18 protein-coding genes are annotated in these 21,315 nt (G+C 73.8%); 2 read left to right on the top strand and 16 right to left on the bottom strand.

Annotated features, from left to right (window positions below):
* Positions 1-29 precede the first annotated feature (29 nt).
* From AB0F56_RS28555 to AB0F56_RS28600, 10 genes are all read right to left on the bottom strand, one after another.
* A complete protein-coding gene (locus AB0F56_RS28555; RefSeq protein ID WP_362014554.1) occupies positions 30-2,582 on the bottom strand; it encodes a VWA domain-containing protein in 2,553 nt (850 codons plus the stop codon).
* A gap of 5 nt (positions 2,583-2,587) precedes the next feature.
* A complete protein-coding gene (locus tag AB0F56_RS28560) occupies positions 2,588-3,127 on the bottom strand; it encodes a Pycsar system effector family protein (protein WP_362014555.1) in 540 nt (179 codons plus the stop codon).
* Positions 3,124-4,572, bottom strand: a complete 1,449-nt coding sequence (locus tag AB0F56_RS28565) for a hypothetical protein (RefSeq protein WP_362014557.1) — start codon at positions 4,570-4,572, stop codon at positions 3,124-3,126. Before AB0F56_RS28565 ends, AB0F56_RS28560 begins: the two co-directional genes overlap by 4 nt.
* The gene (locus AB0F56_RS28570) at positions 4,569-6,926 is read right to left on the bottom strand and encodes a hypothetical protein (protein ID WP_362014559.1); all 2,358 of its coding nucleotides are present in this window, start codon (positions 6,924-6,926) and stop codon (positions 4,569-4,571) included. Before AB0F56_RS28570 ends, AB0F56_RS28565 begins: the two co-directional genes overlap by 4 nt.
* Positions 6,923-7,735: a hypothetical protein gene (locus AB0F56_RS28575; RefSeq protein WP_362014561.1), complete on the bottom strand. Its 813-nt coding sequence runs from the start codon at positions 7,733-7,735 to the stop codon at positions 6,923-6,925. The genes AB0F56_RS28570 and AB0F56_RS28575 overlap by 4 nt, the downstream gene beginning before the upstream one ends.
* Before the next feature lie 78 nt (positions 7,736-7,813).
* Entirely contained in the window at positions 7,814-8,536 is a 723-nt protein-coding gene (locus tag AB0F56_RS28580; protein ID WP_362014562.1) for a Crp/Fnr family transcriptional regulator, read from the bottom strand.
* Positions 8,537-8,798: 262 nt separating this feature from the next.
* Complete coding sequence (locus AB0F56_RS28585; protein WP_362014564.1) at positions 8,799-11,342, bottom strand: polynucleotide kinase-phosphatase; 2,544 nt, start codon at positions 11,340-11,342, stop codon at positions 8,799-8,801.
* A complete protein-coding gene (locus AB0F56_RS28590) occupies positions 11,339-12,826 on the bottom strand; it encodes a 3' terminal RNA ribose 2'-O-methyltransferase Hen1 (protein WP_362014566.1) in 1,488 nt (495 codons plus the stop codon). The genes AB0F56_RS28585 and AB0F56_RS28590 overlap by 4 nt, the downstream gene beginning before the upstream one ends.
* A 152-nt stretch (positions 12,827-12,978) precedes the next feature.
* On the bottom strand, positions 12,979-13,881 hold the full coding sequence (gene mmuM / locus AB0F56_RS28595; protein ID WP_362014568.1) for a homocysteine S-methyltransferase: 903 nt from the start codon (positions 13,879-13,881) through the stop codon (positions 12,979-12,981).
* A 14-nt stretch (positions 13,882-13,895) separates the two neighbouring features.
* Positions 13,896-14,819: an LLM class F420-dependent oxidoreductase gene (locus AB0F56_RS28600; RefSeq protein ID WP_362014570.1), complete on the bottom strand. Its 924-nt coding sequence runs from the start codon at positions 14,817-14,819 to the stop codon at positions 13,896-13,898.
* A 251-nt stretch (positions 14,820-15,070) separates the two neighbouring features.
* Between AB0F56_RS28600 and AB0F56_RS28605 the strand changes: the two genes are divergently transcribed.
* Positions 15,071-15,307 (top strand): hypothetical protein, encoded by a 237-nt coding sequence (locus AB0F56_RS28605; protein WP_362014571.1) that lies wholly within the window; start codon positions 15,071-15,073, stop codon positions 15,305-15,307.
* Between the two features lie 26 nt (positions 15,308-15,333).
* On the opposite strand, the gene AB0F56_RS28610 is transcribed toward AB0F56_RS28605, so the two are convergent.
* From AB0F56_RS28610 to AB0F56_RS28630, 5 genes are all read right to left on the bottom strand, one after another.
* Positions 15,334-15,834, bottom strand: coding sequence for a DUF6099 family protein (locus AB0F56_RS28610; RefSeq protein WP_362014573.1), 501 nt, complete (start codon positions 15,832-15,834; stop codon positions 15,334-15,336).
* A 126-nt stretch (positions 15,835-15,960) separates the two neighbouring features.
* A complete protein-coding gene (locus tag AB0F56_RS28615) occupies positions 15,961-16,350 on the bottom strand; it encodes a nucleotide pyrophosphohydrolase (protein WP_362014575.1) in 390 nt (129 codons plus the stop codon).
* On the bottom strand, positions 16,343-17,563 hold the full coding sequence (locus AB0F56_RS28620) for an ATP-binding protein (protein ID WP_362014600.1): 1,221 nt from the start codon (positions 17,561-17,563) through the stop codon (positions 16,343-16,345). Before AB0F56_RS28620 ends, AB0F56_RS28615 begins: the two co-directional genes overlap by 8 nt.
* 292 nt (positions 17,564-17,855) lie before the next feature.
* Positions 17,856-18,281 (bottom strand): cell division protein SepF, encoded by a 426-nt coding sequence (locus tag AB0F56_RS28625; protein WP_362014577.1) that lies wholly within the window; start codon positions 18,279-18,281, stop codon positions 17,856-17,858.
* 78 nt (positions 18,282-18,359) lie between these two features.
* The gene (locus tag AB0F56_RS28630; RefSeq protein ID WP_362014579.1) at positions 18,360-18,815 is read right to left on the bottom strand and encodes an Lrp/AsnC family transcriptional regulator; all 456 of its coding nucleotides are present in this window, start codon (positions 18,813-18,815) and stop codon (positions 18,360-18,362) included.
* Positions 18,816-18,931: 116 nt separating this feature from the next.
* Here AB0F56_RS28630 and AB0F56_RS28635 point away from each other — a divergent pair, with 116 nt between their 5' ends.
* On the top strand, positions 18,932-19,999 hold the full coding sequence (locus AB0F56_RS28635; RefSeq protein WP_362014580.1) for an asparaginase: 1,068 nt from the start codon (positions 18,932-18,934) through the stop codon (positions 19,997-19,999).
* 28 nt (positions 20,000-20,027) lie between these two features.
* On the opposite strand, the gene AB0F56_RS28640 is transcribed toward AB0F56_RS28635, so the two are convergent.
* On the bottom strand, positions 20,028-21,215 hold the full coding sequence (locus AB0F56_RS28640; RefSeq protein ID WP_362014582.1) for a low specificity L-threonine aldolase: 1,188 nt from the start codon (positions 21,213-21,215) through the stop codon (positions 20,028-20,030).
* Between the last annotated feature and the right edge of the window lie 100 nt (positions 21,216-21,315).

Below are 21,315 nucleotides of genomic sequence, written 5' to 3' on the forward strand. Positions count from 1 at the left end.
CCGTGGTGGTGCGGTCGGTGCGTGAGCCGTCAGAAGTCCGATGAGCGGGTCGACCCGCGGGGCTGCTCGGCGCCGCCGCCGGAGTCGGGACGTCCGGTACGGCGCCGGTCCCGGGCCGGGTCGCGGTCGGTGGACCGGTCGCCGGACCGGTCGCGGTCGGTGGTCGCACGCTCCCGGCGCCGGTCGGTGCCGCGAGCGTCCGCGCCCGGGGTGGAGGAACCGCGGCGGAAGCGGTCGCGCAGACCGCCGGAGCCGCCGGTCCGGCCCGAGGCGCCGGTACGTTCCCGGCCTGAGCCGCCCGTACCCGAGCCCGTACCCGTACGCTCCCGGCCGCCGGACCCGCTCGTACGGACCGAGTCCGTGCCGCGGTGCGGGCGGCGGCCGTCGACGGCGACGAGTTCGAAGTCGTCGAGGCCCGCCGGGACCCCCGGGCGGATGGAGAACTCCCGCCCGCCCCTGGGCCGCAGGAGCAGCTCGCCGCCGCCCGACCGGCGCAGCCGGTGGGCGGAGGAGGCGCCGCGGGCCCGGCGGAGTGTGGGGGCCGCCCCGCGCGCCTCCTCGATCGTGAAGGGGTACTCGCCGCCGGGGCTCTGGTTCTTGCGGATGCCGAGCGTGCTCAGGACCTGTCCGTCGCGGAGGAGTTCGAGCCGGACGCCGGTCAGGTCCTTGCGCCGGCGCCGGTCGCGGAACCGGACGACGGTGAAGGCCGCGGCGAGCAGGAGGACCGCCGCCCCGGCCACCACCGCGCCCCACCAGCGGTCCCACCAGGTCGGCGGCGCCTCCACGCGCACGTCGAGGAAGGTGGTGTCGAGGGTGCGGTCGCCGTCGGCCGCGTCCAGGACCACGATCTGGCCGCCCAGTTCGCCCACGGGCGTGCCGCGCCCGACGGTGACCGAGAAGTCGTACCGGGTCGTGCGGCCCGCTTCGGCGGTGACCGTGGCCGGGGAGAGGGTGAGGTCGGCGCCCGGCGTCTGGTCCTTCAGGGCGAGGCGCAGGCGGTGCGGCACGCTGTCGTCGTTGGCGACGTCCAGGGTGCCGCGGACGGTGGCCCCGGGGTGGACGGTCGCCCGGTCGACGGTGAGACCGGCGGTGACGACGGGCGTGCCCTCGGACTTCCGGGTGTGCAGCGGGCGGCGGTCGGAGGTGATGCCGGGCGCCGCCATGTTCGTGACGAGTTCCAGGTCGCCGGTGGCGGTCGCCGGAATCGTGACGCGCCCCGTGAACCGCACGTCCCCCGCCCGCCGGTCGGGCGCCTGCCCGTCGTCGGCGAGGCGGACGGTGACCGGCTCGAAGCCGGGGCCGCTGAGCACGGCCGAGACACCGACCCCCGCCAACTGGGTGGGGTCGGTGATGACGACCCCGCGCCGGGTCTGCATCCGCACCTCCACCACGGTCTCCTCGCCCCCGCGCGGCGAGGCGGGGTCGAGGGTGACCTCGGAACGCAACCGGCCCTGCCAGATGGCCCGTACGGCGACCTCGCGGTCCCGGTGTCCCTCCGGGGCCTCGATGTGGACGCGCCAGCGGCCGGGCATCGGGTTCTTGACGCGCAGCGCCTCGACCGGGCCGTCCTGGCCGCTGACCTCGAACGTCGAGCCGTCGAACTCGCCCTGGGTGGGGACCTTGCGGCCGCTCGGGTCGTAGTAGGTGACCCGGACCTTGGGGTCGTGCTTGCCGACCGTGAGCGAACCGTCGGTGGCGATCGGCGGGATGGTGACGGCCAGGTCGGCCGGCGGCTTGCCGACCGTACCGTGGGCGATCCGGGCGCAGCGGGCCGCCGCGAAGGTCTCCTGGAGCGCCTTGTCGATCCCCGCCGCGTCGTCGACCACCCGCATCCGCGGTATGGCTCCGGGCACGTCGGCGCAGCTGCCCCGGTAGCCGCCCTCGGCCATCGCGGTGAGGGCGGCGCGGTCGATCTCGCCGCCGAAGCCCAGGGGCCAGATCTGCACGGAGGCGGCCCGCGCGCGGGCCAGTTCCTCGGCGAGCCGTTTCTCGCCGTTGCTCTGCCGGATGGCCTTGTCGGGGCCGTACTCGGGGCTGTCGCCGACGTCGAGCTTGCCGTCGGTGAGCAGGAAGACGACCTTGGGCGTGGTCGTCCGGCCGCCCTCCGTGAGTCGGGAGACGGCCTGGCGGATCGCGGCGGGGAAGTCGGTGCCGGGACCCATGCGGGCGGCGTCCCTGCGGGTCAGCTTCGGGACGCAGTCGCTCAGGCTCTGGCGGCCGGCCGCGTCGGCGACGGTCGGCGGGCAGACCACGTTCACCGGGGACTGGCCCGGCTTCTCGGAGCTTCCGAAGCCGATGACGGTGGCCCGGGAGCGTTCGGATATCTCCCCCTGGCTGAGCAGGGCCGCCGCCTCCGTCTCCAGGGCGAGGTCCTTGTCGGCGAGGCTCGCCGACTGGTCGACGACGACGGCGAAGTCGATGGGGTCGGGGCCCTCGGACGGCGTCGGGGCCGCCGAGTTCGCCTGTGCACTCGTACGGGTCCACAGCGTCGCCGCGTCACCGGCACCCGCCGCGCCCGGGCCGGAGAGCGCGAGCAGCGCCCCGGCGAGGAGCAGGACTCCCCCGGTCTTTCTCCACTGCATGTTTCTCACCACAGTCCGCTGAAGAGGGCCGGCAGCGCGCCGAGCGCGAGAGCGCTCACGCCCCGACGCAGCCACCGGTATTTCGCGGCGAGCACGATTCCGTGCACGCTCGCCTGTTCGAGAAGCCAGTCGGTGACGTCCTCGCCGGACGTCGTGAGCCGGTCGCGCAGCACGTCCGGCCCGGTCCCCGCCGTCAGTTCGCGCAGCAGGGTGCGGTCGGCGCCGACGCGGGTACGCGGCAGGACCACCGAGACGAGCATCAGGACCCCGGCCGTCCACAGCACCCCGGCTCCCACGAACAGGGCCAGGCCCGCGCCCGACGAGGGCAGGGGGCCGGGGTTGCGGGAGAAGACCACCGCCAGGAAGGCGAGGGCGCCGGAGAGCAGGATCGCCGCCTTCGTGTCGGCCCGGCCGATGTCCTCGCGGACGGTGGTGAGGAGCCGCTCGGCCATGAAGCGGAGGTCGGCGGCGTCCGGCACGCGTGCGGGGGTCGGCGCGGGAGTGGGGGTGGGAGCGGGGGTCGGGGTGGGCGTGGGCGCGGTCATTCCGTGTCCCAGTCGTTGAAGTCGGAGCTGGGGCGGCGCGTGGGACCCCGGTCGCCGAAGCCCCGCTCGTCGTACCGCCGGTCGTCGTAGCGCCGGTCGTCGTAGCGCCCCTCGTCATGGCGTCGGCGGCGGGCGCGGTCGCGCTCGGAGGACGACTGGACGCGGGTCGGCTCGTAGACCGTCCGTTCCTCGTCCCGTACCTCCCGCGCGTCCTCGTCGCGCGCGTTCTCGTTGCGCGCGTTCTCGTTGCGCGCGTCCTGATCCCGTACGTCCCGCTCGTCCTCGTCGCGCTCGTCGTCGCGCCACGGCGGTGCGACGGGCTCGGGTTGCCCCTGGCCCCTGTCCAGGGCCGCCCTGCCGCGGCGGGAACCGGGCGGGTTGAGGACCCGGTGGGCGACTCCGCCGAGGACCGAGCCCGTGCTCTCCCGCAGGAACTCCAGTACCTGGTACATCGGTTCGCCGATGTCGTGCCGCTCCAGGACCCCGGTGTCGAGCAGGCGGTTGAACACGGCGAGGAAGTCGGCCTGTCCCTCCCGCTTCTCGTGCTGGAGCTCGCGCCTGATCTCCCACTGCTTGTCGGGGTTCATCGCCATGTGGTGGGCGATCTGGGCCAGATCACCGCGCCGGAACAGCTCTTCGAGCTCCCGGGCCCGTTCCGCGACGAGCCCGCGCTCGCCCAGCTCCTTGAGCCGCTTCTGCTCCAGCTCGCGCTCGTCGACCTGGATCGACACCTCGATGATGTCCCGCTCGCCGACCTTCTCCTTGATGGCGTCGGCCAGGTCGATGAAGACCAGGACCCGTACGCGCAGCCCCAGGTCCTCGCCGAGGCTGAAGCGCCCGGAACTCAGCTCCTCCCGTACGGCCTCGTCGGCGCGCTGCGCGTCGGTGAGCCGGAAGCGGCGGGACACCGCCCGCAGCCCGTCCAGGAGGTCGTCGCGGATCAACTCGGCCACGTCCCACACCTGTTGGGTGACGACGAGGTACGGGTCCGCCACCTCCCACACCACCCGCGCGGCGGCCTGGAAGAAGATGCCGTCCCCCGAGGCGGGCAGGCTGAGCTCGAACTCGGTGACATGGCGGCCGGTCAGCACCTCGAAGACGGTGTACGGGGAGCCCAGGAGGGGCTTGTTGGTGTCCTCGGTGCGGTCGGGCCACATGATGCGGTGGCCGCCGTTGCGGTAGAGGAGCACGGCCGCGACCGCGCCGCTGGTCCGCTTGTACGGGGGCGCGAGCTCACAGAACAGCGGCCCCACGGCCTTCTCCCCGCCCGGCTGCCCCGGCTGTCCGGGCTGCTCCTGCTGTCCCTGCTGACCTCGCTGCTGGCCCCGCGCTCCTTGCGCTCCCTGCGCGCCTTGTGCGCCCTGTGCGCCGCCCTGCTGTCGCCGCTGCCCTTGTCCGCCGCCCTGCCCGCCCTGGCCGCCGTTCTGGTTCCGGGGGTCGTTCATCGCTCGGCTCCTTCCGCCACCGCGTCCCACATCCGGCCCGCGGCCCGCCGGTCCATCGGCCGGTCACGGTCGCCGACCAGTTCCTTCAGCAGCCCGCGCAGCCGGTCGCGGTCCCTGCGTGTCACCCCGAGCAGCGGCAGGAGCCGGCACACGTGGTCCAGCGCCTCCTCGTCGCGCGACGCGCGGCGCAGCAGGCTCCCCAGGCCGTCGAGGGCCGCCTCGCCCGAACGCCCGGTGGAGAGCGTGTGGCGCAGCAGCCCCGCGAAGTGCGGCGCCAGGGAGGGGTGGGTGGCGAGCAGGGCCACGAGGAGCGGCCGGGCCGCGTGCGGTTCGAGCTCGGGCACGTCCCGCAGCCCCCAGAGGTGGGTGGTCCGGAACGTCAGCGTGTTCAGCATGGAGACCAGGACCAGGTTGGCGAGGTTGAGCCGCCCGTCACGGAGCCAGGCCGCCATCCGCCGTACGACCGGCTCCGGGTCGCCCGAGGCGAGCAGCCGTACGACGCTGAAGGAGGCCGTGCCGATGACGTCCACGTCGGTGGCCTCCCGGCGGCGCACCACGCGCGCGAGCGCGTCGAGCGAGCCCGTCACGGTCCCGGCGGCGAGGACGTAGCCGTGGGTGAGCAGGGCGGTGTCGAGGAGGTCGTCGTCCTCCCCGTTCGCCCACTCCTTGAGGACGGCGACGACGGCCGGCTTCACGCGCGGGTTGCGGGCCGCCTCGGCGAGCGCGGTCGCGGCGGCCATCCGCGGTACGGCGCTGTCCATGGCCGCCATCGGGGCGATCAGCTCGCCGAACCCGTAGATCCAGTCCCAGGAGCAGAGCACGCCCGCGGCGATGGAGGCCCGTACCCACACCTCGGGGCGCGGGTCGTGGCAGAGCGTCCGGAGCCAGCGGGAGACCGGGCCGCGCACGTTGTGGTAGCCGTCCCAGATCTCGGCGAGGACGGCCGGGGCCAGCGCCTCGCCCTGGAAGCGGATGGCCCGGACCGGCACCTTGACGGAGCCGAGGTCGAGCTCGCCGTCCTCCAGGACGGAGCGGGCCAGGACGGGCCGGCTGTCGGCGTGCGTACCGAAAAGCCGCCGCCCCGGCGGCTGTTCGGGGTCGAGGGTGGCGGCCAGCTCCCAGGTGAGGAGTTCGGCCGCCTCGGCGGCGATGCTGTACGCCGAGCCGTTGAAGACGGCGACCGCGATCCGGAACGCCGTGGCGTTGAGGGCGGGCAGCGCCTCCGGCAGGGTGCCGGGCCGGTCCGCGCCGGCGAACCAGGAGCGGGCCTGCGCGCGGACGAACGCCGAGCAGTCCTCAAGGAGTTCGGCGTCGGTCAGCTCCTCCTTCTGCCGCCTGGCCAGGTGGTCGGCGAGCCGGGCGGCCTCCCGGGGGCGGAGCGCGTCGAGGCCGAGGGCCTTGGTCACGTCCGCGCGCGTGGCCAGGGCCCGAGCGCCGTCGAGGGCGCCCTCGGGCTCGCCCCGCAGCAGCATCCGCAGGTGGCGGTGGAGGACCTCGTGGGAGGGCGGCGGCGGGCAGTACATCCCGTACCGCCCGCGCAGCAACCGGTCGGCGAGGTCGCCGCTCTCGACGAGGACGACGCCGTACGCGTCCTGTTCGCGCAGCTGCTCGCTGAACCGGTCGAGGTGCAGTTCGGAGAGGCGTACGCGGGTACGGCGCGTCCGGTCACGGGGCTCGTCGCGGCCCCGGTGCGGCTCGTGCTCGGCCCGGCCCTCGTCGGAAGGGAGTTCCAGGAGGTGGCCGAAGCCGCCCTCCAGCGACGCGGTGTCGATCTCGTCGACGCGGTGGCGGGGGTCGAGCCGGTTGACCTTGTGGTCGGTGACCTCGGAGAGCAGGGCGAGGGCGGTGGCCTTGCGGCCGCTACCGGGTTCGCCGCTCAGGACGAGGAGGCGGTTGCCGCGCAGGAGGTCCCGCATCCGCGCGTAGCCGGGCACTTCGCGGTAGACGTCGTCCAGGTGCTGGAGCGTCTCCTGCGGCACGGCGCCCTGGACCAGTTCGGGGCGGGTGCCCGCCCAGAACTGGGTGATCCACTGGTTGCCCTCGTAGATGTGACCGTCGCCGCCGATCTCGTACGTACGGCCGGCGGGCCGGGGCGCGAGGGTGCGCAGGGCGGCCCGCGCGGTTCCGGCGCCGCCGGTGCCGCCCACCCCGTCGACCGGACTGCGGCCGGCCCGCTCGAAGGGGCTCGGCTCCGGGGTCGAGGGCGTTTCGGCGCCTCCTTCGGAAGCGGGCCGCTCGGGCCCGGAGGTCTCGCCGCCTCCCGTTCCGCCGGACCCGCCGGACCCGCCCGAGCCGCCGGGGGAGGCCTCGTCCCGGGACTCCTCCGGGGCCGGGGCGTCGTCCTGGTCGCTCATGCCGTCTCCCCCTCTGCGGCGGCGGGCCGGTCCTTGCGGACGCCGGTGAAGCCGCCGTGGATCGTGTTCCGCTCGAACACCTGCATGTCGCCCTCGGCGTGGTACCGACGCGAGGGCTCGGGTGCGGGTACGTCGATGGGCGGTGGGCCGTCCCCCCGCGCCGGCCCACCGCCGGTCTGTGCGCCCCCCGGGGCCGACGGGAGCGGCGGGGCCGGGAGGCGGGGGATGTGGAACCAGGCGAGCTCGTCGGTCTCCTTGGAGCGCACCCGGGCCTGCCGGTAGTGCGCCGGTTCGACGTAACGGCCGCCCTCGACCACGACGTTGGAGTAGAGCCAGTCCGAGACGACCACGAGCAGGTCGGCCTCGGGCGCCGCGGTCATGATCTCCTTGGCCGTCGGGCTGTCGCAGAGCCGGCAGGCGAGGTCGACCGCCCGTCCGACCAGGCCGTGGCCGTCCTCCAGGACGAGACCGGCGTTCATGCCGACCCGTATCCGCAGCCGGTCGCGCCGGTTCGCGTTGTGCTCGCGCAGGCTCTCGTACAGGGTGTCGATCCACCGTCCGACGACGAACATCGGCGGTACGTCGGGGCGCAGCGCCCCGAGGATGCCGTCGCCGCGGTCCTCCTGGTGGACGGCGCCGGGTTCGACGCCGATGGCGGCGTACGCCTCTCCGAAGGCCTCGTACATGGTGGCGCGCATCAGCCGTTTCGCGTCCATGCCCAAGGTGCCCGATCCGACGGCGTCGCCGAAGACGACGAGCCGGTGGATGGCTCCGGCGCTCGCTCCCACGCTCGCTCCCGCAGTGCTCACTCGGACTCCCTGTGTGTGCCGTGGTGCCGTGGTGACGGGTCAAGACTGGCCGCGCGCGGCGGCCCGGGCTGTAGCCGTTTACACACCGGGCGGAGATTTCTCCGCCGGGCTCGTACGAGGTGATCCGCCCTGGGCGAGGAGGAGCAGGACGGGCATGTCGAGGACGACGACCCGGCGGTTCGCGGTACGGACGACGTCCTGTTCGCGCAGCAGCCGCAGGGCCTTGGCCACCGCCTCCCTGGTCGCGCCGACGGCGGCGGCCAGGTCGTGCTGGTGCAGCGGGAGTTCGAGTACGGTCCCGCTCTCGGCGCGCCGGCCCGCGCGCTCGGCCAGTTCGACCAGGCGGGCGGCGAGCCGCTGGAGGACCGTCTCGGAGGCGAGGGAGCGGCGCTCGACGTCGGCGCTGCGCAGCCGGGCGGAGAGCTGCCGCATGATCAGCGCGGTGGCGTGCGGGTGGGTGGCGAGGAAGTGCCGGAAGCGGTCGCCGGAGACGGCCACGGCCTCCACCCGGCCGAGGGCGGTGACGGTGGCGCTGCGCGGGCGCCGGTCCACGGCGGCGAGGTCGCCGACCACCTCGCCCGCGCCGCGCAGGGCGAGGATGAGCCGGGTGCCGCGCTCGGTCTCGACGGAGACGACCGACCAGCCCGAGGTGAGCGCGAGGACGTACGCGGAGGTGTCGCGCTCGCGGATCATCACCTCGCCGGGCTCGTAGGCGCGCGGGGTGCCGGCGGCGAGGAGCGCGGCGCGGTCCTGGTCGGGGAGGGCGTGGAGGAACGAGCGGTCCTGGCCGAAAAGACTCACCGTCGCTCACCCCCCGCTCCCGCCCGCTCGGCGGCGGCCGCGCGGCCTTTCGGCCACGTGACGAAACCGCTCCGCCTGCGCGCTCATGTGTATGGGTCTCACCTCACGTGACGAGCGCAGCCACTGTGTTGACGCTGCGTCACGCCGTGGGGTGAAGAACGCTAGGGGCTGGTGCGAATACCCGCCAACGAGCATGGGGGGCGCAGGGGAGCGTTGCTATCCAGCCCCCTGCGCCCCCCGTGGCGGCACCGTCTCGATCACGTCACAGACGCGGATCCACCGGCTCGGACTCCAGTGCGAGCACCGCGAAGACGGCCTCGTGGACCCGCCAGAGCGGCTCGCCCTCGGCCAGCCGGTCCACTGCTTCCAGGCCGAGCGCGTACTCGCGCAGGGCCAGCGAGCGCTTGTGGCCGAGGAAGCGGTTGCGCAGCCGCTCCAGGTTCTCCGGGCGGGTGTACTCCGGTCCGTAGATGATCCGCAGGTACTCGCGGCCGCGGACCTTCACGCCCGGCTGGACGAGCCGGCCGTTGGCCGCGCGGACGAGCGCGGCGAGCGGCTTGACGACCATGCCCTCGCCACCGGCGGCCGTCATCTCCAGCCACCAGTCGACCCCGGCCTTCACCGATTCCTCGTCGCCCGTGTCGACGATCAGCCGGCGCGTGACCTGCAGCAGTCCGGTCGGGTCGGCGTCGACGAGCCGGTCGAGCCACCCGAGCTGCTCGTCGTGCGGCACGGCCGTCAGCGCGCGCCCCCGCGCGGCGAGGATCTGGAACGGGGCGAACCGCACCCCCTCCAGGCCCTGCGTCGGCCAGCAGTACCGCCGGTACGCCTCCGTGAACGCCTCGGCGTCGTCGGCCCGTTCGCGCTGCTTGGCCAGGAGCGCGTCGACGCCCGCGACCCCGCGCGCCGCCGCCTGCTCCAATGCGCCCAGCGCGCCCGGGAAGACGGCGCGGGAGGCCGCGCCGACGGCCGCGTACTGCGAGCGGAGCAGCCCGGCCGACTTCAGCGACCACGGCATGAGTTCGCCGTCGAGCAGCAGCCAGTCGGTGTCGAGGCTCTCCCAGAGCCCGGCGGCCGTGATCGCCGCCCGCAGCCGCGCGAGGACCTCCTCGGTGACCTCCTGGTCGTCGAAGAAGGGCCGTCCGGTACGGGTGTGCAGGGCGCCGGTCACTCCGGTCACGCCGAACCGTTCGCGCGCCGCGTCCTCGTCCCGGCAGACCAGGGCGACGGCCCGCGAGCCCATGTGCTTCTCCTCGCACACGACCCGCTCGACGCCGTCCGTCTTGTACTGCGCGAACGCCTCGGCCGGGTGCTCCAGGTAGCCCTCCCGCTTCGAGGTCGCGGTCGGCGCCATGGTCGGCGGGAGGTAGGCGAGCAGGCGCGGGTCGACCGCGAACCGGCTCATGACCTCCAGGGCCGCCGCCGCGTTCTCCTCGCGTACGGACACGTTGCCCATCTGCCGGGTCTCCACGATCCGGCGTCCGTGCACGTCGGCGAGGTCCAGGGGCCGGCCCTCGTGCCCGCCGGGCGCCTCGCCGGCGAGCGGCCGCGCGGGCTCGTACCAGACCTTCTCCGCCGGTACGTCGACGAGTTCACGCTCCGGCCAGCGCAGCGCGGTCATCTTCCCGCCGAAGACGGCACCCGTGTCGAGGCAGATGGTGTTGTTGATCCACGCGGTGTTCGGGACGGGTGTGTGGCCGTAGACGACGGTGGCCTTGCCGCGGTACTCCTCCGCCCACGGGTAGCGCACGGGCAGCCCGAACTCGTCGGTCTCCCCGGTCGTGTCCCCGTACAGCGCGTGCGAGCGCACCCGGCCGGAGGTCCGGCCGTGGTACTTCTCCGGCAGACCGGCGTGGCAGACCACCAGCCTGCCCTCGTCGAGGACGTAGTGGCTGACGAGCCCGTCGATGAACGTGCCCACCTCGACGCGGAACTCCTCGCTCTCGCGCCCCAGTTGCTCGATGGTCTCGGCGAGGCCGTGGGTCTCCTGGACCTTGCGGCCCTTGAGCCAGCGGCCCAGCTTGTTCTCGTGGTTGCCCGGCACGCAGAGCGCGTCCCCGGCCGCGACCATGGACATCACGCGCCGCAGGACGCCCGGGCTGTCCGGGCCCCGGTCCACGAGGTCGCCGACGAAGACCGCCGTACGCCCCTCGGGGTGGTGGCCGTCGACGTAACCGAGCCTCCCGAGCAGGGTCTCCAGCTCGGAACGGCAGCCGTGGATGTCACCGATGATGTCGAAGGGGCCGGTGAGGTGGCGCAGGTCGTTGAACCGCTTCTCCAGGACGACCTGGGCGGCCTCCACCTCCTCGACGCTCCGCAGGACGTGCACCTTGCGGAAGCCCTCGCGCTCCAGGCCGCGCAGCGAGCGCCGCAGCTCGCGGCGGTGGCGCTGGACGACGTGCCGGGGCATGTCGGCGCGGTCGGGACGCGCCGCGTTCCGCGCCTGGCAGACCTCCTCGGGCAGGTCGAGGACGATCGCGATCGGGAGCACGTCGTACTGGCGGGCGAGCTGGACGAGCTGACGCCGCGCCTCCTGCTGGACGTTGGTGGCGTCGACGACGGTCAGCCGTCCCGCCTCCAGGCGCTTGCCCGCGATGTAGTGCAGGACGTCGAAGGCGTCCCGGCTGGCGCTCTGGTCGTTCTCGTCGTCGGCGACCAGACCCCGGCAGAAGTCGGAGGAGATGACCTCGGTGGGCTTGAAGTGGCGGTGCGCGAACGTGGACTTGCCGGAACCGCTCGCCCCGATCAGGACGACGAGGGACAGGTCGGTGACGGGCAGCGTGCGGGTGGTCTCGGTGGTGGTCATGCCTGCTCCTCCTTCGGGGTCGCGGCGGTCGCTTCGGTCGCTTCGGTCTTCTGGGTGAAGACGGCCATCTGGGTCGGCGGGCCGACCTCCGGGTCGTCGGGTCCGACGGGTGTGAACTCGACTCCGTATCCGTACTGTTCGGCGACGCGACCCGCCCAGGCGCGGAACTCCTCGCGGTTCCACTCGAAGCGGTGGTCGCTGTGCCGGACGTGTCCGGCCGGGAGCGACTCCCAGCGGACGTTGTACTCGACGTTCGGCGTGGTCACGAGGACCGTGCGGGGGCGCGCCGAGCCGAACACGGCGTATTCGAGCGCGGGCAGCCTGGGCAGGTCGAGGTGCTCGATGACCTCGCTCAGGACGGCCGCGTCGTAGCCGGTGAGCCGCTTGTCGGTGTACGCGAGGGAGCCCTGGATCAGCTTCACCCGGCCGGCCTGCCGCTCGCCGAGCCGCTCGAGCCGCAGCCGGCGCCCGGCGACGGTCAGGGCGCGCACGGACACGTCGACACCGACGATGTCGGTGAAGCGCACGTCCTTGAGCAGCGCCTGCACCAACTGGCCCTGTCCGCAGCCGAGATCGAGCACACGGGTCGCGTCGGCGGCGCGCAGCGCGGCGAGGATCGCGTCGCGGCGCTGCACGGCGAGCGGCACCGGCTTCTCCTCGGTGTCGCTCGTCTCGTCGACGGCGTTGTCGACGTCCTCGACATCGAGGTCGTCGGCCTCGGCGAGGCGGGCGAGCTCCAGGCGCTCCATGGCGTCCCGGGTCAGGCCCCAGCGGCGGGAGAGGTAGCGGCTGGTGATCAGCTTCTGCTCGGGGTGGTCGGCCAGCCAGCCGTCGCCCGCGCGCAGCAGCTTGTCGACCTCGTCGGGCGAGACCCAGTAGTGCTTGGCGTCGTCGAGGACGGGCAGCAGGACGTACAGCTGGTTGAGCGCGTCGGCGAGCTGCAGCTCCCCTTCGAGGACGAGGCGCACGTAGCGCGAGTCGCCCCACTCGGGGAACGCGGTGTCGAGCGCCACCGGCTCCGCCTCGACCGTGTCCCAGCCGAGGGGCCCGAACAGTTTGCGGACCAGCTCGGCACCGCCGCGCGCGGGCAGCGCCGGGACCTCGACGCGCAGCGGCAGCGGCGCGGCGGCCCGCTCGGGCATCGCCTTGCAGGCGCCGTGCAGGGCGCTCTTGAAGACGGTGGCGAGGGCGACGGCGAGCAGCGAGGAGGCGGCGTAGGGCCGGTCGTTCACGTACTGCGCGAGCGCGGAGTCGGGGGCGCCGCCCCGGCCCTTGCCCTTGCCGCGCCGCACCAGACCCACGGGGTCGATCTCCAGGAGGAGCGCGGCCGTGCACCGCTCGGCGCTCGCCTCGGGGTAGAGGACGTGTGCCGTGCCGTGCGAGGTCGAGAACGTCTGCGCGTTGTCGGGATGCTTGTGCAGCAGAAAGCCCAGATCGGTCGCGGGACGTTCGGGGGTGCCGGTGGTGCTGATCGTCAGGAACACACGTCCGAGTATGGTCCGATATCCCGGCCCCGACCAGGCATTTTCCCTTTGCGCCGCGCACGCGGTGGAAGCGCCGCCGCACCGCTCACGCGGTGGCAGCACCCCCCGCTCGGTCCCGCACCCGCACGGGGTACGGGGCCGAACCCCGCGCGTCAGGGCGCGAGGGCGGCGGACAGGGCCGCGATGCGGTCCGGGCCCACGCGGCAGCAGCCGCCGATCAGCCGGGCCCCGGCCGCCGGCCAGTCCCGCATGCCGTCCGGGTCGAAGGAGCCGGTGCCGTGCCAGGCGCGGGCCCCGGCGTCCCACTCCTCCCCGCTGTTGGGGTAGACGACGACCGGCTTCCCCGTGGCCTCCGCCGCGATCCCGACCGCCCGCGCCGCGTCCGCCGGCTCACAGCAGTTGACCCCGACCGCGAGCACCTGCGCGTTCCCCGCGACGAGCCCGAACGCCTCGGCGAGCCCCTGCCCGGCGCGCGTCCGCCCGCCCGCCACGGTGTACGAGAGCCAGACCGGCACCCCGCACCCCTCGACGGCCCGCAGCAACGCCTCCGCCTCGACCGCGTCCGGCACCGTCTCCAGGGCCAGCACATCCGGCCCCGCCGCCGCGAGCGCCTCGACCCGGGGCCGGTGGAACCGCTCCAGCTCGCGCACGGTCAGCCCGTACCGGCCCCGGTACTCGCTGCCGTCCGCAAGCATTGCTCCGTACGGCCCCACCGACGCGGCCACCCACACCGGCGCCGGCGCCCCCTCCCCCGCCGCCCGGGCCAGCTCCACGCTCCGCCCGAGCAGCCGCGCCGCCTCCGCCCGGGCCACCCCGCGCCGGGCGAAGCCCTCGAAGGTGGCCTGGTAGCTCGCGGTGATCAGCACCCGCGCGCCCGCCCGCACATAGGCGGTGTGCGCCGCCCCGATCTGCTCGGGCCCGTCGGCGAGCAGCCGCGCCGACCACAGCTCGTCGCTCAGGTCGCAGCCCTGGGCCTCCAGTTGGTTGGAGAGCCCGCCGTCGAGGACGAGCACCTCGCGGGCGAGCGCCTCGGCGAGCGGGTCGACGGGCCTCATCGGTGCGCCTCCGTTCAGCCGAGCTGCGACTGGACCTGGGAGGAGACAAGCTCCAGGTGGTCCAGGTCGGACAGGTCGAGGACCTGGAGGTAGATCCGGGACGCCCCGATCGCTCCGTACCGCCCGATCTTGTCGACGACCTCGTCGGGCGAGCCGGCCAGCCCGTTCGCCTTCAGCTCCTCCACGTCCCGCCCGATGGCCGCCGCCCGGCGGGCCACCTCCGCGTCGTCCTTGCCGACGCAGACCACCAGGGCGTTGGAGTACACCAGCTCGTCGGCCCGGCGCCCCGCGGCCTCGGCGGCGGCCCGGACGCGCCCGAACTGCCGCTCGCTGTCCTCGATCGAGGCGAAGGGGATGTTGAACTCGTCGGCGTACCGCGCGGCCAGGCGCGGCGTGCGGGTCGCGCCGTGCCCGCCGATGAGGACCGGGATCCGGTCCTGGGCCGGCTTGGGGAGCGCGGGCGAGTCCGCGAGCTGGTAGAACTCGCCGTCGTAGGAGAACTTCTCGCCGAGCTTCGTGTTCCAGAGCCCGGTGACGATGGCCAGCTGCTCCTCGAGGCGGCCGAACTTCTCCTTGGGGAACGGGATGCCGTACGCCCGGTGCTCCTCCTCGAACCAGCCCGCGCCCAGGCCCAGTTCGACCCGGCCGCCGGACATCTGGTCGACCTGGGCGACCTGGATGGCCAGGACGCCGGGCAGCCGGAACGTGCCGGCGGTCATCAGCGTGCCGAGCCTGATCCGCCGGGTCTCTCGGGCGAGGCCCGCCAGGGTGATCCAGGCGTCGGTCGGCCCGGGCAGCCCGTCGGCGGAGCCCATGCTGACGTAGTGGTCGGAGCGGAAGAAGGCGTCGAAGCCGAGGTCCTCGGTGGCCTTGGCGACCGTGAGCAGCGTGTCGTAGTCGGCCCCTTGCTGGGGCTCGGTGAAGATTCGAAGATCCATGCCTCCATCCTGCACCGACGGGCGGCCGTCAACCTCTCCGTCAGCCCGGGGGCAGGTCCTGCCCGGTCGGGTGAATATCGGGCCCGGTGGCGGGGCGCGTCCCGCCTGGCCAGTGACCGTGGCCCTGCGCGCGTCGTTGGCTCGGGCGGTGCCGGACCGCCCGGCGCCCGCGTGCCGGCGGCCGCTGCCGGTGCGTCGTTCTCCCGTGTGGCCCTCCCCTCGGGGGAAGGGCCTGGGCCGAGGAGGCCGCCATGTCCCAGGAAGCCGCGCCCGAAAGGGCGATGCCCGAGCAGCCGGTGCAGCAGTCCGTGCCCGAGCAGAAGGGCTCCGGCGCCCCCAAGGGCCTGCTGCAGCAGATGGAGGAGCTGATGGCGGCGCTGACCGCCGACCTGTCGCAGCTGGACGCCGACCTCCAGTCCTCGTCGGACCGGCTGGAGAGCGAGGGCGAGGGACGGAGCCGGGCGAAGGACGAGCCCGGCGCGCGGTGACGCCGGCCCGGCCGCCCGCCGGCGACTCATGACGACGCCCCCGCCGGGCCCGCCCGGCCCCGAGCGGCATCGGGCGGCCGGTCCCGCTCCCGGATCGCGAGTCGGCGCAGCATCCCGCGCACCCGGTCGTTCGACTCGTCGGCGGCGTCGATGGCCTCGATGCACTGCCAGTACAGCCCTTCCTCGTCGGTCGCGCAGGCCACGCCGACCAGGGCGATCCCCACTTCCCCGAGCAGCGCGCCGAGCGCGGTCAACGCCACGCGCGGCTCGACCACTTCGGTGAGCTGGGCGGCTCTCGGTCCGCCCGTCCCGAGCAGCGGGTGGTCGGACACCATGCCGCGTCCGCCGCCGATCTCGCTCAGTCCTCGCGCCTCGCTCCGCAGCTCCTGCGGTCCACAGAGGGCGAGATGACTCCCTATCGCCTGGGCGAGGGCCTGGGCCTGCCAGGCCTCCGCCACGATGTCCATTGCCGTCCCCGCTCCCGCGAGCGCGTGCCGGCCTGCCGCGATCAGTCGCTCCGCTTCCATGTACGCCGCCCCCGTTCGTACGACTTACTGCCCACTGACTCCATTACCCAGCGTGAAGGTGCCTGAGCCCCCACGCCAGAGGAATTCGGAAATCTGTGGACAGTAAGCTCGATGGGGAAATCCCGATCACTCCGAAGAGTGACGAAAACCGTTTTCGGTCGCGCTGTCGTCCCGTTCCTCGGGGATCGGGGGCCGTCGGGCGGGGAATCGAACTTCGTTTCTGTCGATCTTCGCCGCCAGCGCGGCGAGCGGGTCCACGCCCAACACCTCGCAGAACTGCAGCAGATACGCGAGGACGTCGGCGACCTCGTCCTCGACCCGGTGGGCGGTCTTCGGGTCGTCCATCACCCGCTCCGCCTGCTCGGGCGTCAACCACTGGAAGATCTCCAGGAGTTCGGCCGCCTCGACGCTGAGCGCCGCCGCCAGGTTCTTCGGTGTGTGGTACGGCTGCCACTCCCGCGCGGCCGCGAACTCGGCCAGTCTGCGCTGCAATCCCGCTACATCCAGTTCACTCACGCCCCAGGTCTACCACCGACACCCCCGGTGTCTCGCGTGCGTATCGTGCGGCCGGCTCCCCCACCGAGCCCACGAGCCGGATGTGTCCACCGGTGGCGATGTCGGCGGAGAGCCCGAACAGCGCGCGGAGCTGGGTGACGTCCAGGGAGCGGTCGAGGCCGTCGGCGAGGACGGTCAGGGTCCGCATCGCGGCGGGCACCTCGCCGAGCTGGTCCATGGCGAGCACTCCGGGCCCGGTGAGCAGGACGAGCGCGAGGGCGAGGTAGCGCAGTTCGCCGTCGCCGAGCCGGCCGAGCGGGGTCGCGAACGGCGCCCTGCGGGGCGCCGGGACCACGGCGCCCCCGGCCCACCCGGACGCGCCGGCCGGGCCCGGCCGCACGGCGCCGCCCGGTGCCCGCTCCAGGAGCGCCCGTACCGTCGCGTCGGGCAGCTCCTCCACCCGCAGCCCGGTCACGACCCCCGCGCACCCGGCGCCCGCCACCGTCGCGAGCCGGGCGTGGCGGCGCGGGCACTCGGAGGCGGTGCGGTGCAGCACCTCCGCGAGGTTGTCGCAGCCGCGCAGCAGCCGGCCCTCGCCCATCGGCACGGATCCCCGCATCCGCGTGGGCTCCGGGTCGCAGGGGAACACCGAGCGCAGCGCCACCACCACCTGCTCGGCCGCCGCCAGGACCTCCAGCTGCCCCTTCGTCTTGCCGGCCACGCGCAGCGGCAGCAGCGCGGTGCCGAGGAGGTCGTCGGGGAAGGGTGCCCGGGTGACGGGTGTGGTGCCCGCGGTGTGCCATTCGGCCTGGACGGTGCTGCGGCCGGGGTCGCGGAGCGCGGTGGTGAGGAGCGTACGGCCGCGGCAGGTGAGGCGTTCGCCGACGATACGGAGGGTGGGTTCGGCCTGGACCGCGAGGTCGAGGCGGACGGGTCCGGCCGGGCCGTCGACGGTGCAGCCGATCCGGAAGCCGCGCCTCCCCTGAGCGTCGGGCCGGGCCCGTTCGGGCACGTGGGCGGCGGCGTCGGGGAACGCGGCGGCCACCTCCTCGCCCGCGCCGAGCCGGGCGAGCGCCTCGTAGGCCCGCAGGGCGCTGGACTTGCCGCTGCCGCTCGCCCCGCTGAAGAGGGTCACGGGGCCGAGCGGGTGGACGGCGGCGCGGTGCGCGGCGAAGGCGGAGAGACGGAGTTCGGTGACGGCGGGGCGGGCGGGGCGGCGCGCGGAGGCGTCCATCAACTGCCGCAGCGCGTCCCGCCGCGCGGCGCGCCGATCGGGGCCGACGGGGCCACCTGGACCGCCGCCGGAACCACCCGCTCCACCCACGGGCGGACCGCCACCACCCACCGGAGCCCGCTCCCCCGCGGGGCCGCGTAACGGCGCCCGGACCGGGGTCGTACAGGCATGGGAAGCGGCGGAGGACGAGGGGAAGGAGGAGACGGAATCGGGCGTGTGGCCGCCGGTGGAGTCCATGATCGGACCGTACGCAGCCCCGTGGATGACGAACCGTTACGCCCTGTCCATCTTCCTACGATCGGGGGACGGCCGCCCCGGCCACGTCGTCCCCGGCCTCCGCGTCGGACGTGCCCTCGACCTCCGTACCTGCGGGGGCGAGCAGGAAGACGTTGCGGTCGACCCGGTGCATGCCGCTGCCGAGGCCGAAGACCACGCCGCTGCTGAAGTCCAGGATGCGCTTGGCGACTTCGGTGTCCGCGCTGGTCAGGTCGAGGAGGACCGGGATGCGGGCGATGAGGTACTCGGCGACCTCGCGGGCGTCGGCGAAGACCTGCACGCGCAGGACGACCATGCGGCGCTGCTCGGCGGTCTCGTACTCGTCGGGCATCGTGCGGTGGTCGACTCTGGACGGCCATTCGTCACGGCCGCGCAGGGGGACGACCTGGGCGAGGCCCTCCCACTGTGCGTCGGTGACGTCGTACCTCTCGTACCTACTCATGCGCCCATCCTCCCGTTTCTCACCCGTTCGGCCCAACACCGACACGAGTGGACTCTGCCGGGCCGTTCGCGGAGGTCATCAGCGTTCGACCGGCAGTCCGCGCGGTTCCTTGACCCGCTTCATGATGATCTGCGAGTTGACCTCCGTGACGCCCGCGAGCGAGGTGAGCCGCTCGATCCAGAGGCGTTCGTACGCGGCGAGGTCGGCGACCGCGATGCGCAGGAGGCAGCCGGGGCTACCGAAGAGGCGGTAGGCCTCGATGACGTCGGGGATGGTCTGCAGGGCCTCCTCGAAGGCCTCGACGGTCTCCCGGTCGCGCCGGACCTCGATCGAGACGAGGACCTCGAAGCCGCGCCCGACGGCGGAGGGGTCGATCACGGCGCGGTACCCCTGGATCACCCCGTCCTCCTCCAGCTGCCGTACGCGCCGCAGGCACGCGGAGGCGCTGAGGCCGATGCGCTGGGCGAGCTCCAGATTGCTCAGCCGTCCGTCGTCCTGAAGCTCACGCAAGATGCTGCGGTCGATCCGGTCCATGACGCAATTATGCATGCCGGAATTTACGATTCCGGCGCGGAACTCGCAATCAAATTCCATACAAGCTGAACTATCGTTGCGAAGGCGACTACCTTCGATCCCCGGGACAGACACCCATGCAGTGGACACGCGACGACCGGCCCCGCCGGATCACCCTCATCAGCACGGGCGGCACCATAGCCAGCCGCTGGCAGGGCACCGGTTACGCCGCCGACGCGTCGGGCGACGACGTCCTGGCCACCTCGGCGCTGCCCGAGGGCGTGACGGTCGAGGTCGTCGACCTGTTCAACGTCAACAGCTCCCGGATGACCTCCGCCCGCCAGCTCACCCTGCTGCACGCGGTCCACGCCGCCCTCGCCGACCCGGACGTGGACGGCGTCGTGGTCACGCACGGCACGGACACCCTGGAGGAGTCCGCCTTCTTCCTGGACCTCCACCACTCCGACCCCCGCCCGGTCGTCTTCACCGGCGCGCAGCGTCCGCTCGGTACGGGCGACGGCGACGGCCCCGGCAATGTGTACGACGCCCTGCAGGTCGCCGCCTCGGTGCGCGACCTGGGCGTACTCGTGGTCTTCGACGGCCGCGTGCATGCGGCGCGCGGCACGGTGAAGACGCAGACCCTCGCGGCGGACGCGTTCGCGGACCCCTCCGAGAGCGTCCTCGGGAAGGTCGGCTTCGGCAGCGTGCACATCCGCCGCAGCCCGGACCGCCCCACTCCGCTGCCGCTGCCCAAGGCCACGGCCACCGGCGACACGGCCGAGGCACTGCCCCGGGTCGACGTGGTCATGCACCACAGCGACGGCGACCCGCTCTTCCTGAACACCTCCGTCGCCGCCGGCGCCGGGGGCGTCGTGCTCGTCGGCACCGGAGCGGGCAACGCCACCCCCGAGATCTCCGCGGCCGTCGGCGCGGCCGTCGCCGACGGCACCTTGGTGGCGCTGAGCACGCGGGTCCCCGCCGGCCCGATCGCCGAGCTGTACACCGGCGGCGGGGCCGTGGACCTGGTGGCCGCCGGAGCCGTACCCGCGGGGACGCTGCGCGCGGGGCAGGCCCGGATGGCCGTCCTGGCGACGCTTCTCGCGGACGTCTCCGCCGAGCGCCGCCCGGCCCTGCTGCACAGCCTGCTGAACGGCCCGGTGCGCCCCGAGCCCGCCCTCGCGACGTCCGGCTCCCGCGCCTCCTGACGGCCCCGCGCCCGGGCGGGAGTCGGGGTCAGTCGCGGACGCAGTGGTGCCGTGACGACCGGTCACGGGGGTGCGGGACGGCCGGCTTCGGGGATTCCGTCGCCGGCTCGGCGGTGTGGCGGCGGATCGCGAACAGCAGGGCGTCGACGTCCTCCGGGGAGTGCGCGAACGACGTCACGAACCGGACGACACCCGGCTCCCAACGGTCGTGGTAGAAGGCGTGGCCGTCGGCGAGCAGCCCCTTGACGACCTGGGGCGCGAGAGCACAGAAGACCATGTTCATCTGCGGCTCCGCACCGGGCAGTTCGACGCCCGGTACGCCGCGCAGGCCGTCCCTCAGACGTGCGGCGAGAGCGTTCGCGCGGTCGGCGTTGCGCAGCCAGAGGTCGTCGGTGAGGTACGCGTCGAGCTGCGCGGCGTGGAACCGCGCCTTGGCGGCGAGCTGCCCCGCGCGCTTCACCCGGGCGGCCAGTTCGGCCGAGAGGGACGGGTCGAAGGAGATGATCGCGTCCGCGGTCATCGTGCCGTTCTTGGTCGTGCCGAACGACAGCACGTCGATGCCGGCCTTCCAGCTCATCTCCGCCGGGCTCACGCCCAGTCGGCTCACCGCGTTGGCGAAGCGCGCGCCGTCCATGTGCACGCCCAGACCGGAGGCCTTGGCGATCAGGCAGAGGGTACGGATCTCCTCGACGGTGTACACGCCGCCGGTCTCCGTCCCCTGGCTCAGGGTGAGGGCCGAGGGCTGCACGCTGTGCCGGTCACCCGCACGCCTCCGTATCTCGCGCAGCAGCGCCTCGGGGTCGACCTTGCTGTCGGCGCCGGGGACGGTGACGACCTTGGAACCGCCCGTGAAGAACTCGGCGGCACCGCACTCGTCGTTGTGCACATGGCTCCCGGAGTGGCACAGGACGCTCCCCCAGGGACGGGCGAGGGCCGACAGGGCGAGGCCGTTGGCGGCGGTCCCCGAGGAGACCGGGAAGACGTCGAGGTCCCGCTCGAAGACGTCCCTGAGGCGGCGCCGTACGGAGTCCGTGTACGGGTCGGAGCCGTACGGCATGGCGTGCCCGGCCAGCGCGTCGGCGACCGCCTGCGCCACCTCGGGGGACGCGCCGGCGGTGTTGTCGCTCAGGAAGTTCCGGCCGAGGGAGGTCTGGTCGAGGGAGGTCTGGTCGAGGGAGTTCCGGCCGGCGGAGTCCGCGTCACCGGGCTCACTCATCGCGCGTCCAGGTGTCGTTTCCGGCGAGGAGTTGTCCGAGGTCGCCCTTGCCGTGCTGTTCGATGGCGGTGTCGAGTTGGTCGGCCATGAGGGTGTCGTA

Origin of the sequence: Streptomyces sp. NPDC026092 (genome assembly GCF_040638605.1) — a bacterium.
In the GTDB taxonomy this organism is placed as follows: domain Bacteria; phylum Actinomycetota; class Actinomycetes; order Streptomycetales; family Streptomycetaceae; genus Streptomyces.